Below are 13557 nucleotides of genomic sequence, written 5' to 3' on the forward strand. Positions count from 1 at the left end.
TAATTTTTATGTATAAAGCATATAAATTAACTACTTCACATGATAAAGTAACGATATATATACTAAATTTAAGAGGTGCCTGATGCCACATCGTTATAATTCTAATCAACACACTTTATCATCTTCTTCACGTATTGATAAACGCATGTTTATTTTTGTTTTAATTTATATTGCCATGCTTATCTTAGTGCCAATTATTGTTGTTTTTGGAACGTTAGGGTTAACTGCAGCAATTACACAACAACCACCAAATGCTTCATTATTTCCAATCACTTTAAGTGTCAGTATATTACTCGCTCAAATCGTTGCGTTAATCATTTTTTATAAAATGTATCAATCACGTGTTAAATCTTTTATACAACAGCAAATCATGCAAAGTCGTATTAGCAATACTAAGAGGCGTCTTATCGTAGTCACACTCATCGTGATTGCAATATTATGTGTCATTCAGTTATTATCTCAATGCTCGCCAGTACAGATCCTTGATATATCTACAACATCATATACCTCGGTCATCATGCATTCTAAGTTAGCAATACTTGCCGTAAGTCTATCTACCATTATTGTCAAACCGATGCTCGATCAACTCATTTTCCGATACATATTCATTCATGAATTAGCTAAAAAGTTTCCTTTACGTCTGGTGATTCCTTTGTCCATACTCTGTGAAGTCATCGTTCAGAGCTATCATTTCGATTCAATTGTCGATGTCATACCTTGGTTGATTATAGCTAGTGGCGCGACATATCTTTACATATCATCTCATTACAATCTCATCGTTAGTTATTACTACCAAGTGGCGATTGAAATTTTCAAATTAATACTACTTTTGATTGTGTTTCGCTAATCAAATATTCTATGCAAGCTAGACATTAACACTAGTAGTCAATCATCAACATTCACTTTATATAAATATAATAATCAACGTTAAAAAACGCTTATCGCTACGTTCCACATCATGTGTTTGTAGTGATAAGCATTATTTTTGATTCTTTATCAAATTGGATTGCAGGAGAATTACTTAAATGATTTCTTTTTTAGTCATTAGTCCTAAAACACAAGAAGACTTTACTTTTTCATTCTATTGAATTCATTGGTTGCCAATAACATTTTTAGTGTAAGTTAATAACTCACCATCTTCAGGAGCCACGACTCTATTAGATAAATCGTGATCATCCAAAAAAGCACGTAAATCCTTACGAGATAGCGCCCAATGATTGACTGCTTCCATATGCACAACAGCAATCTGAGCTAATGGCAATGTTTGTGCCACTTTTAGAATATCTTGTTCATCCATCACCAGTGGTCCACCTTCATAAAACTGATTAGCACCACCATTTAACACAACGACATCTGGTGTATATGTTTTAAGTGCTTGTTCCACACCATCAAACCATACCGTATCTGCTGCTATATATAACGTAGGTTCATCTTCATGTTTCAATACAACGCCATGGACATCACCAGTCATTTTCAACAAATCACCATGACCATGTTGCGCTTCTGTCTTATACATTTCAACATCACCTAAGTGTGTTACTTCATTAAAGACGGACACATTAGTGAAACCATATTCTTCGACTTCTTTAGCATCATGTTCGTTTTGTGTATAAATTTTAATATCTTTTGGTAATACTTCCGTTGCTTTATTATCAAAATGATCAACATGTAAATGCGTCAGTAACACAACATCTGTTTGTTCTAGTATATCTTCGATTGACATGGGTAATGCTACTAATGGATTAAACTCATCTTGTCGTGGTGAATTGGGAAATGGTGCGAGTGTCCCTTTATCACTCAACATCGGATCTACTAAAATATGTTGTCCTGCGTACTCAATGATAGCTGTTGAATTTCTTAAATGTCTAATATTCATGACAATACCCCCGTAAATTAGACTATCATTTATCATAGACTAATTGTTATTTATGCATAATACATATATAGTATACCTTTTTACTACTTATAAAAAACGCAATCTGTTTGAAAACATTATTTATTCAATCAATCTACTCAATCGTCTTCTTCCAACTATCATCACTTAACATTTCACCTGGCCATGTATAAGCCATGACACCACCATCAATTCTAATCGTTTCACCTGTGATAAATGAACTATCATCTGACGCTAAAAATGTAACGAGTTTGGCTACTTCTTCCGGTCTACCTAAACGACCAAGTGGTGTCATCCATTTTTGATTTTCTCTAAATATTCGACCTGCTTCGTCCTCAGCGGTACCTGTCAATTCATCTACTAATGGTGTTTCAATTGTTCCAGGTGCAATCGCATTCGCACGTATTCCATCTCTACCATATTCAATGGCAATAGATTTTGTGAAGTTAATGACTGCTCCTTTAGCTGCATTATAACCAGAGCGATTTAAATCTGCTGCTTGTCCTGAAAATGAAGCAGTATTAACAATAGCACCACCTTGTGTCATCATTAATGGCAATAATAATTTTGTCATTAAAAATGTTCCACGCATATCTACATTCATGATTTTGTCATATACATCAATGGGATATTCATGAATTCTACCTGCAGCATTATCAACACCTGCATTATTAAATAACACATCGATGTGACCATAACGACGCTCAACTTCATTAGCAAAGCTTTCAACTTGTTGATCATCTGAAACATCCACATTATACGCTGTTGCTTGTCCACCTTGTTCTCTAATGTCTGCAACTGTTTGTGATAATTGATCTGAAATATCTACAGCTAATACATGCGCACCATCAAGCGCTAACTGCATAGCAGATGCTCGTCCAATGCCAGTACTTGCACCAGTTACAATTGCAATCTTATTTTCTAAACGTTTCACACAACAACACTCCAATTTATTACTTATTTTAATACTTACTTGTCATGTTCCACTGTATTGATGTTCTTAAACGTCCTTGCTTAAAGTAACCCAATAATCCAAGCGACATATGGCTCACTTAAGCATCAATAATTTAAAAGGCACGACCCCATTGTCAATTTATGACAGTGAGTCGTGCCTTATTCAACTTCTCTATTTTATCTACTAATAGTAGTTAGGGAGCGAGCGGAACGGAAATTTATTTCGTAGCTCCAAAGTCATAGTCACATCTTAATAGAATTGTTCACCAATAATATTAAGTCTATTCCAACTACTGATTTGATTAATAATAAATACGAGTTCAATGATCTCTTTTTCACTATAAAATTCTTTTAATGATTCAAGAATATCAAACTTTTTAAATTCTTTTACAGTATTTAGCTTTTCAGCAAATTCTAAAGTGATACGTTCTTTATCTGTAAATAAATCTAAATGATTATAACTACGTACTTCATCTATTTTCATTTGAGTCACGCCAAGTTCTTTTAACTCTTTTTTATGCAAATTAATGCAATAGTTACAGCCATTAATTTTTGAAATTAGCAATTTAATTAATGCTGCTAATTCATCACTAACTGTACATTGGTGAATATGTTCTTCACCTTGGTTCATGATTGACATGATTTCTGTATTACCTTCTGTATAATGATATGTCATTTTAATCACTCCTTGTTTCTTTCTACAAGCCTAAAACATCGTAATAGTTACTATAAATCTATGAACGTGTTTATTAATTAATAAAACTGTAAAAACTTTTTTAAAAAGTAATTATTACGATGACTAACTCTACCCCTTTTTCTATCATTTTAGTCACTTTTTTATAAAATTTATTTAAAAAACGAACTTGGCATGTAAGCGGTATACAACTTATATTATAAGGGATTATCGACGATGAAGATAACTGACTACTATAGCTGGCTTGTATGTCAGTGATTTATTTGTTTAATAATTGTTCTACTGCTTCAGCTACTTGTTTAGGTGATTGTGGATTTTGTCCGGTAACTAGTCTGTTATCTACTTTGACGTATGGTCTAAATGGCACCAGTGCCTTACTATAACGTGCATGATGGTTTTTTAATTCGCTTTCCAATTTAAACGGCACAATATTGTTACGATTGGCTAATACTTCTTCAGTATTTGAAAATCCAGTTACATGTTTACCATCAATAAAATATTTACCACTATCCATTGTGACATTTAATAATGCTGATACCCCGTGACAAACAGCTGATACAATGCCACCGTGTTTATAAATGGTTTTAATTGCATGTTGAATCGCGATATTTTCTGGGAAATCAAACATCACACCGTGACCACCAGTAAAGTATATAACATCATATTGTTCAGGCACTGCTTCACTTAATGGTCTAGAATGAGCTAGCATCTTCATAAACTGCTCATCTTGATAATATTGTTTAGTCACTTTATCTAACATCAAGCGACCTAAGCTTACTGGATCAATAGGTGTATGACCACCTTGAATACTAAAGACATCAATATGATGATCACTATTGTTAAAATGATCATAAAAATGTACTAATTCACCTAACCATAAACCTGTTGGCTTAGTTGTACCTTCAAAATGGTCATAACTTGTATTAACAATCATTATTTTTGCCATTGTCATTGCTCCTTGTAATCAATTTTAATCATTCAACACTTTACTTATACCCTCTTCAAACGTTGTCACTTTAAAATCAGGGAATCTTTGTTTAAATTTATTAGATTTAAATATATTGTCATATCGATATCTTGGTAATAATTCCATCAGTTCTTTAACTGGGTGACTAAATCGGCTAGCTATTTTAAAGACCCACATAGGTAGCACCGTATAGTTAATTGTTTTTCCTAAACTATTTTCCGCTATCGTAATGATTGTTTCATACGTCACACTTCTATCTGTAGGTAAATGCCACGTCTGACCATAGGCGTCTGGGGTATTCGCTAATAAGACAATTGCTCTACTAGCATCTGGTGTCCATATCAATGTACGTAAGACCTTATCACTGACAGGAATGAAAGCACGTTTGCCTGCTTTAATACGATTAAAAACTAATGAATTCGTAAAACTTTGTGTCTTATCTGGACCGTAAAATTCAGGTGCACGAGCAATTAATGCTTCTATTTTGTGTTTTGCCATTGCTTCTTTAACCATGTCTGCCATTTGCGCCCGTACAACAGACTTACGTCCAACTGGATGGAATCGGCTATGTTCTACCTGAGCGTCAGCATTTTTATCATACATATATGTATTATCAAAAAATGCTAATTTACTATTCGTAGCTTCACAAGCCTTAATCACATTGTCTAACATGATTGGAAAGCGTGCCTCCCACATGGCTGAATCAGCTGGCATACCTACTGCAAAATAAACGATGTCACTACCAGTGATTGCTCGTAGTGTATCATCGTAGCTCATCAAATCAGCAGCTACTAATTCATCTGTATCATGAATTTTCTTCGGCTTTCTACCAACTAAACGAATATCCTTTGTATAATGACGATAAATCTCATCAGCAATTTCATGACCTATTTGTCCATTACTTCCTAATACAGTTTGCATTATATGTTCCTCCTTATATTGATATATGACTTCAAAGCGAACTTATGATTAAAAGATAATGATTTATAAAACAAATCGCTCAGTCAACCATAATTATTAATTGAAATATTATTGATAGTGTACTTAAAATGACAATCTATTGTTGGTAAAAAGTGAACCAACACGCTGATGTTGATTCATTTTTAGTACCATTTTCAGTTTCTTTTTTTATTAATCCAATCTACAGATACATCCATGGCTGCTCTCGTAGCATTCGTTTGATCTAAAGCATTGACCATAACAAAATCATGAATAGTACCTTGGAAACGTACTTGAGTAACATCCACACCAGCTTGTCTTAGTTTGTTAGCATACGCTTCACCTTCGTCACGAAGTACATCAGCTTGTGCATTCAAAATCATTGCACTTGGTAGGTCTTTTAAGTCATCAATTGATGCACGCAATGGTGATGCTGTAATTTCAGCTCTTTCATTGTCATCTGTTGTATATTGATCCCAGAACCATTGCATACCTTCTTTAGTTAAATAGTAATTTTCTTCAAAATCATTGTAAGATTCTGTATCAAAGTTAGCATCTGTCACAGGATAGTATAACAACTGTTGATTAATCTTTAATCCGTTGCGTTGTTTTGACATGATTGTCATAACAGTAGACATATTACCACCTACAGAATCACCAGCAACTGTCAGTTGATTAAGATTAAAATTCTTTTCTTCAGCAACACTTGGCAATTGTTGTAGTACACTATAATTCTGTTCAATAGCTGTAGGATATTTTGCCTCTGGAGATAAGGTGTATTCTGTAAATACTACTATCGAATTTGTTCTTATAGCTAATTCCCTTACTAATTTATCATGTGTTTTCAAACTGCCAAATACCCAGCCAGCACCATGAATATAATAAATTACAGGTAGTTTATCTTGATTACCTTTTGGACGGATAAAATGTACAGTAACATCTCCCCATTCTCCAGTAGAGAAATTCTCACTTTCTATATCAACATCATATTTATCAACATCTGAAGATTGGACTTCTTCAAGTAATTGGCGACCGTCCTTAGGTTCTAGCTCATATATTCTTGGATGAGGCTTGTTCGCTTCACTAAACTCTTGTGCTTCTTGTTCTAATACAACTTTATTATGCATAAAATGACCCCTTAATATTTTGTTTGTGAAAATCGATGATTTAAAATCCATTTAATAATTGAAAATGATGATGCATAATTTGTTTGTTGTGGCATGTTTGAGTATGCATTCTTGTGACCACCATTAATTTTGACATAGAACTACCTTACACTGGTCTTACTGTTATTTCATTAACATTAACATGTTTAGGTTGAGTTAAGGCATAAAGTACTGCTTCTGCAATATCTTGTGGTTCTAATTTCTTACGATCTGTTGGGTTGTATGCAGCAGTGATTGCTGTATCAACCATACCTGGTGAAATACTTGTTGCTTTAACGCCTGTTTTGGCTAATTCTTTTTCTAAGCCTTGCGTAATCGTATGAATAGCTGCTTTTGTCGCACTGTAAATCGCACTTGATTTCGTCACTTCAAACCCTGAAATAGAGGCAATATTAATAATATGACCACTAGATTGTTCAAGCATATGAGGTAACGCCGCTTGAGTCGCATATAGCGTTCCTTTAATGTTAACGTCAATCATACTGTCCCACTGTTCAACTTGATAGTCTGTAATTTTAGAAGATAGCATTTGCCCTGCACTATTAACAACAATATCCAAGCCACCAAACGTCTCTTTAGCAATTTGAATTAATTCATCTACACTATCTTTATTCGTAACATCTGTCGGTACAATTTTCACTTTATCTTGTGATAATTGATGAGCAACACTTTGTAATTTATCCTCATTACGTCCTGCAATAACTACTTTAACGCCTTCTTCATGAAGCATTGTCGCAATTGCTTCTCCGATACCACTACCTGCGCCTGTAATGACTGCTACTTTATCTGTTAACATCGCCATATTTATCTTCTCCTTTATTTAAAAAGTATAAAAGTTTCTATACTTTAACTTGAACAATTAAGTTCTTTATTATGTGTTAGAGTAACATAATTATTTTGTTGGTTATACTAAACAGACTTTGACAAGAGAGGAATCTAGCATTGTCAGATAGAAACTAGCTATTATAATGATGCTGTAAAAATGAAAAATGGTGTGATTTTAATATATGTAAGCCATTATTTCCTGTCATTTACTTTAGATAAATTAATTTTATTTTTAAAAATATTTAAAAAGTGTAACTTCATCATTGTAAAAAATGAAAGTTAGTTATAAAGTTAAATATACGTATCCTATTTGGGCATATGATAAAAGGAGGGTATCAACATTGACTTATCACGATCGCGTTTTAGCTCTAAGAGCTGAAAGTAAACGTACAGCATTTGAATTTCGTTTCGAAGATTTGTTCACTAACGAAGAATGGTTAAATATGTCAATTGCTGACAGACAAAAAGCTGAAAAAGCATTCCGTCACGAAGTTGCTAAAATGGACGATGTAAGAATGCCATTTTCTAGCGCACATGATGCACAAGTTAAATTATATAATGTCGTTTACGCATATAATGGTATTAAACGTAACTTTAAACAAGTTGAAAATGAAGGCTTCTAAGTCATATTCAATAAATATAACTTAAGTCATCATATGCATGGACATACTAAAACCCACATCCTATACCAGATGTGGGCTTTATTTCGTTCCAGATTTGTGGGGAGTTAGGGTTTACTTAATTAAAGGGGTCTGCCCTCAATTGCTCACCAACGAGGGCAAGTTACATCACAATAACTTTACTTCTACAATTTGTCGTGATTAGGGGTCAAATCAATGACAAATTTCCTAGCTCGCAACTAGGGACTTACGTTCCATTGCATAATGATATAAACGCTCTGCATCTATATACGGCATAGAATCAATAGTTAGATATCCTGCTTTGATATCTCCAATTAACCCTTGACTTATACCAGTGTGAACGTAAATATCATAGCAACTTACATCTGAGAAAATTAAATCTTCAATTTCTTTTCTCATATCAATCACTCCAATATTTATATAATGTCTTTATATAAACTCTCTCATCTCTCTACATTTCTTATATTACATGATTTATAAAATAAATAAAGGTTTTTGTGATGTTTTTCACAAATTTATCACTATTTTTGAAATTTATAACATTAATGAATTATGTGTAAGTTTAATTCGAATCGTAATATGGTAAAATGATACTGTTCTTTAGACATTAAAAGCGTCCTATATGACACAAAGTGCTTCACACACTAAGTACATATAGGACGCTATTTATATTAATCAATACTACGGTTCTCTCCCAATTTGGACTGATATATAATTATTTTTTTATCCTCGCTTTCCTAGGGTGCTGTCTCAGCCTGTAGTCTTCGACTAGCACTGCTCCCTCAGGAGTCTCGGCTTCAAAATAATTTATATTTTAAATTATTCACTTTTTATTTATCAGTCCTGAAAAATAGATAATCAATACTACTTGAATGCCAGTTATGCACACGTTCATTCAATCAAGTGAGTGGGACAGACATAAATTTTATATAAAATTTATGTTGTAATCCCAGCTCGGCAAGACTGACTAGGTTTGTACAACGTTGATTTATCAACTTTTTGAAAATCAGACAGTTAGTGCCAAATGCTTAGTTTTAAATGTAAAATACTTTTTATATCAGCCTTGTTAAACTATTATTGTTTTTCGAACTCAGTATTGGCTTTCTCAACTTTGTCACCAATTTTCACTTTATTAATAATTAACTTTTTACCATCAAGTTTGTACTTCATTTTCACTTCTTCGTCACTCGATTCTTCATCTTTAAAAGTCATGATATTCTTATTTTTATCGACAGTACCCTTGATAGTGCCATTCATATAGTTATTTGTCATCTTTACCTTATCATCTTTTACAATTATTGTTGAATCACCTTCCTTGTCTTTATACGTACCTTCTAGTTTATTGCCACACGCAGCTAATACAAAAAGCAAACATAAACTTAACGCTAATAATTTCTTCATATTATTACTCCCCTAACATTTATAAATTAATTTTTAGTTAGACTGAGGTTATTAAGTAGGTAGTGTTAAGAATTAATGATTAATATTAAGAAACGATACACACTACATCTTTAAACAACAAAAGCCCACTATTAATTTCATTATAAATAAACAAGAGGTCATAAAATGTCCTCGAGGGAAATAATGTTAATTTTAAAGATTGATCAACAATCTAAGTATTATAGTTAACAAAAAAACATCTCAGACATGATATCAATTTCACGACCGAGATGTTGATTGTTTAGAAATAATTACGAACTATCTATACTATTATTGCTATGTTCAAAATTTGAATATACTTTTTATCTTTCTATATTTTGTCCTTGTATAGGATTTTCTAGATTAACAAACTTAATTTTTAATGATGCACAATCATTAAAAATGGTTGATGCATCCATGACTTGAAAATGAATATGAGGTTCTGAAGAGTTACCAGAATTGCCACATTTTCCAAGAATAGTTGATTCATTTATTTTTTCACCTGGTGAAACTAAAATTGACTGCTGTTTGAAGTGAGCAATTAAACTATACTCATTTTCATCATGTCTAATTATTACGTAATTCCCAAAAGGATGATCAGTATCAGTTTCACCTATTTTATTATCTTTCATAGTATTTCTTGTATCAACAACTATTCCTTTTTGAGGAGCTAATATATTTTCTCCATAAGCATAATAATCTTCGTTAGTTTCACCTTTGTTAAAGTAACTCTTATCTTTTTTTGTAATGACTAGATCAAAGGCATATCGTTGGCTTAATACATCATTATGATAATTCAATAATTTATTATTTCCACCCCATACGATCGTCCATATTTTGTCTATAGGCATATAATAACTTAACTTAGTAGACTTATCTCTATTTTGGGGCGTAAACTGACCTAAGTATAATCCTACTATTTTATTATCTTTATTAATTGTTAATGATATTCCTTGTGAATCATTATTACTTTTAAAGACAAAATATTTTATATCATTATTTACAAAAGAAGAAAATAATTTATGTTCTTTAGATTTATAACTGTATATCACTTTTTTAAGTTCTTTCCTACTTATAGCTTCACGAAATTCTTTCGAAAAATTTTTATATAAATATTTATACTTGTTTTCTTCAATACACTGAACAAATATATTTTCAATATTTGTCAATATTATCTTCCCCAATGCATGATTAATTTGTAATATATCTATAAATGTCATCTCTGACTGCTATTTCCATTGCTAAATTCATAGTAACTACATTACTTCCATTTGGCATAACATCTTGTTTTTCCGAACCTTTAATATATTCCGCTTTACCTAAATAATAAAAGTATTTACCGTCATCATCTTTCTTTTGAACAAACACATGCATTTCAATATCATTTTCTTTATGTGTCAAAATATTTTTCACTTCAGAAGAGGCTAACGTTCTATTTGATTTTGTATACCATTTCAACTCATCTTGACTCAAGAATTCATCTTCATATTTTGTGCTATCACTAATATCTTCATGCTTATCATAAGTTATAAAGATTGGCAATTGATTCCCTTTTATCATATAACCCATGATTACTGACGAACCATCTTTTTCCCAATTAAACAACTTACTAAAATCTTCTCGCGAATACTTATTATATAAAATCATACTATTTTTACCATGCTGATATTTATCATTATTGTAAAATGCTAATTGTATTAAATCATCAATAAGTATTTTAAATTCTCTTTTTCTCATAGATTGTTTGAATGAATCTTTCAAAGCTACTTCACTACTTGAAACTTGAATTAATGGTTCACCATATCTTTTATCGATTGCTGAATCGTAAAAACTATAGTCTAAAATCCTCAACGATGTTCGTATATCTTCAATTGTTATATCATCATTTTCCCGTAGCATTTTTTTATCTAATTCATCAATATTCATTGTTTCATTAGTCAATATTTCTTTGAGTACTAAAATATCTACTCTTTTTAAACCTGGCGAAATTTGCCTTGAAAAGAATGTTAAATTTTTAAACTCATTTTCATTAAATACTACATCACTCTTTTTTTGCTTAAGCAAAAACTCATAATAATTTTTATACTTTGAAAATATTACACTTGGATCTATCGAGTTTTGCCTTACAAAATCCATTAACAATGGCATACGTCCTAGTCTTCTTTCTACTTCTTCATATGCTTGTAAAATTAATTTAGGTTGATTTAATCTCACTGCTTCAAGAGATTCATAGATTTGTTTTTTAGCAACCTCTTCAAAATTAATAGTAGATACGCCATTTAATGTATTATTATTGGTTAAGAATTTTTTATATTTATCTTTATTTTGTGATTGATCACCTGACAAAGCAATTGGAATTAAGTAATTAGTTTTATAATTCCCTATAAAATCAATCACAGTTACGTATTCTTTATTAGGACTTTTTCTTAGTCCTCTACCTAATTGTTGGACAAAGATGATACTTGATTCAGTTGGTCTTAGCATTACTACTTGATTTACTTCTGGAATATCTATTCCTTCATTAAATAAATCTACAGTAATAATATAACTAATATCACCTTTTTTCAGTTTCTCTATAACTTGTTGTCGATAATTTATACCATCATCACCAGTTAAAGCTATCGACAGTACTTTTTTCTCACATAACTTTTCTGCTAATTCATATGCTTCTTTTTTACTACTTACAAATATTAATCCGTGAAGTTTCTCCCCTGAATAACCATAATAATTTGTCTTTTCTAAAATATAATTAACTCTTTCGTATGACGTTAAATATTTTAATTGTGATACATCTTCTTGTTCTACACCTTTATGTATATAGTCTGTTACACCGAAATAATGAAAAGGACATAATATATCACTTTCTAGTGCTTCTTGTAATCTTATTTCATATGCAATATTATAATCAAATTGAGCAAATACATTAAGATCATCAGTTCGCTCTGGAGTAGCTGTCATACCTAGCATAAACTTTGGTTCAAAGTAATTGAAAACACGTTGATATGAAGCAGCAGCTGACCGATGTGCTTCATCAAAAACAATATAATCGAAAGTATCTTTAGGAAATTGTTCATAGTTATTATCTCTAGAAAGTGTTTGTATAGTAGCGAAAAGATATTTAGCTTCTACATCTTTGTGTTTCCCAGTTAACAAACCAAAAGCATTTTCATTTTCAAATGGAAACACTTTTTTAAATTCTTCTTTTGCTCTATTTAATATTCCTTCATTATGCACTATAAACAGGAATTTTTTAGGGTTAAATTGTCTAACATCAAGTGCACATAGAATTGTTTTTCCAGTTCCTGTTGCAGATATAATCAAACTTTTCCGTTCATTCTTTGCTCTAATTTCTTGTAACGATTTCAAAGCGTGTCTTTGCATAAGATTTGGTTCAATTTCTACTGTATTATTAACTTTTCTTGTTAAGGCTATTCTATCGTCTTCTAGTTCTGTTAATTTTTTTATTGATTTAAACTCAAATGTCTCTTTGTAATCTTCAATCCATTCTTCAGTTAAAAGCATACTATTATTCCAAAGCATATCAAATTGAGATTTGACGTTATTAACCAAATCTCCATTTTTCATAGTGGATAACAAAATATTATGTTCATAATTAACTTTTAATGCATTAGAAGTTAAATTAGAACTTCCGATAATCATAGAAGTATAATTATCATGTTCAAACAAATATCCTTTAGCATGGAAACCTGCAATATCAGTAAGTCGTACTTCTACATTGTTCAGCTTCAATAATTCTCCATACATTTTAGGACTATTAAACCCTAAATAATTAGATGTTAATATTTTTCCATTAATCCCTTTTTGGCTAAGATCCAGTAAATGAGACTTTAAACTAGCTAGTCCACTCTCAGTTATAAAAGCTACTGAAATAAAGAATGAATTACATTTCTTAAGTTCATCAATGATAGTTGATAAAACATTCTCATTTTTATTATTGATCAATAGTTTTGGTACATAATTCCCTTTATGTGAAGCAGATTTATCTATAAATCCTTTATATAAAGATTGATTAAAATCTTCTAATAGCCTATTCATCA

Annotated in this window: 13 protein-coding genes; 2 read left to right on the plus strand and 11 right to left on the minus strand. The window is 31.5% G+C overall.

Going from position 1 to position 13557, the window contains the following annotated elements; translation table 11 throughout:
* Positions 1 to 82: 82 nt before the first annotated feature.
* Positions 83 to 847 (plus strand): CPBP family lipoprotein N-acylation protein LnsB, encoded by a 765-nt coding sequence (gene lnsB / locus J3R86_RS10955; RefSeq protein ID WP_207517316.1) that lies wholly within the window; start codon positions 83 to 85, stop codon positions 845 to 847.
* Positions 848 to 1090: 243 nt separating this feature from the next.
* On the opposite strand, the gene J3R86_RS10960 is transcribed toward lnsB, so the two are convergent.
* From J3R86_RS10960 to J3R86_RS10990, 7 genes are all read right to left on the minus strand, one after another.
* On the minus strand, positions 1091 to 1876 hold the full coding sequence (locus J3R86_RS10960; RefSeq protein WP_207517317.1) for an MBL fold metallo-hydrolase: 786 nt from the start codon (positions 1874 to 1876) through the stop codon (positions 1091 to 1093).
* A gap of 133 nt (positions 1877 to 2009) precedes the next feature.
* Positions 2010 to 2828: an SDR family oxidoreductase gene (locus tag J3R86_RS10965; RefSeq protein ID WP_207517319.1), complete on the minus strand. Its 819-nt coding sequence runs from the start codon at positions 2826 to 2828 to the stop codon at positions 2010 to 2012.
* A gap of 270 nt (positions 2829 to 3098) precedes the next feature.
* On the minus strand, positions 3099 to 3524 hold the full coding sequence (locus J3R86_RS10970; protein ID WP_002463308.1) for a carboxymuconolactone decarboxylase family protein: 426 nt from the start codon (positions 3522 to 3524) through the stop codon (positions 3099 to 3101).
* A 277-nt stretch (positions 3525 to 3801) separates the two neighbouring features.
* Positions 3802 to 4488 (minus strand): type 1 glutamine amidotransferase domain-containing protein, encoded by a 687-nt coding sequence (locus tag J3R86_RS10975; protein WP_207517320.1) that lies wholly within the window; start codon positions 4486 to 4488, stop codon positions 3802 to 3804.
* Positions 4489 to 4512: 24 nt separating this feature from the next.
* Positions 4513 to 5430 (minus strand): NAD-dependent epimerase/dehydratase family protein, encoded by a 918-nt coding sequence (locus J3R86_RS10980; RefSeq protein ID WP_207517321.1) that lies wholly within the window; start codon positions 5428 to 5430, stop codon positions 4513 to 4515.
* A gap of 194 nt (positions 5431 to 5624) precedes the next feature.
* The gene (locus J3R86_RS10985; RefSeq protein ID WP_207517322.1) at positions 5625 to 6575 is read right to left on the minus strand and encodes an alpha/beta hydrolase; all 951 of its coding nucleotides are present in this window, start codon (positions 6573 to 6575) and stop codon (positions 5625 to 5627) included.
* A 145-nt stretch (positions 6576 to 6720) separates the two neighbouring features.
* Complete coding sequence (locus J3R86_RS10990) at positions 6721 to 7416, minus strand: SDR family oxidoreductase (RefSeq protein ID WP_207517323.1); 696 nt, start codon at positions 7414 to 7416, stop codon at positions 6721 to 6723.
* A 364-nt stretch (positions 7417 to 7780) separates the two neighbouring features.
* Between J3R86_RS10990 and J3R86_RS10995 the strand changes: the two genes are divergently transcribed.
* Positions 7781 to 8062 carry a single-stranded DNA-binding protein gene (locus J3R86_RS10995; RefSeq protein WP_002463316.1) on the plus strand — a complete coding sequence of 94 codons (282 nt, stop codon included), beginning with the start codon at positions 7781 to 7783 and terminating at the stop codon, positions 8060 to 8062.
* 225 nt (positions 8063 to 8287) lie between these two features.
* Here the strand turns inward: J3R86_RS10995 and J3R86_RS11000 are convergent, their stop codons facing one another.
* The 4 genes from J3R86_RS11000 to J3R86_RS11015 form a co-directional block, all read right to left on the minus strand.
* Entirely contained in the window at positions 8288 to 8479 is a 192-nt protein-coding gene (locus J3R86_RS11000; RefSeq protein WP_207517324.1) for a hypothetical protein, read from the minus strand.
* A gap of 675 nt (positions 8480 to 9154) precedes the next feature.
* Positions 9155 to 9481 carry a hypothetical protein gene (locus J3R86_RS11005; RefSeq protein ID WP_207517327.1) on the minus strand — a complete coding sequence of 109 codons (327 nt, stop codon included), beginning with the start codon at positions 9479 to 9481 and terminating at the stop codon, positions 9155 to 9157.
* A 341-nt stretch (positions 9482 to 9822) separates the two neighbouring features.
* Positions 9823 to 10668 carry a M23 family metallopeptidase gene (locus tag J3R86_RS11010; RefSeq protein ID WP_207517328.1) on the minus strand — a complete coding sequence of 282 codons (846 nt, stop codon included), beginning with the start codon at positions 10666 to 10668 and terminating at the stop codon, positions 9823 to 9825.
* A gap of 22 nt (positions 10669 to 10690) precedes the next feature.
* Entirely contained in the window at positions 10691 to 13555 is a 2865-nt protein-coding gene (locus J3R86_RS11015) for a DEAD/DEAH box helicase (protein ID WP_207518554.1), read from the minus strand.
* Between the last annotated feature and the right edge of the window lie 2 nt (positions 13556 to 13557).

Source organism: Staphylococcus simiae (assembly GCF_017357005.1).
GTDB classification, from domain to species: Bacteria; Bacillota; Bacilli; order Staphylococcales; family Staphylococcaceae; genus Staphylococcus; species Staphylococcus simiae_A.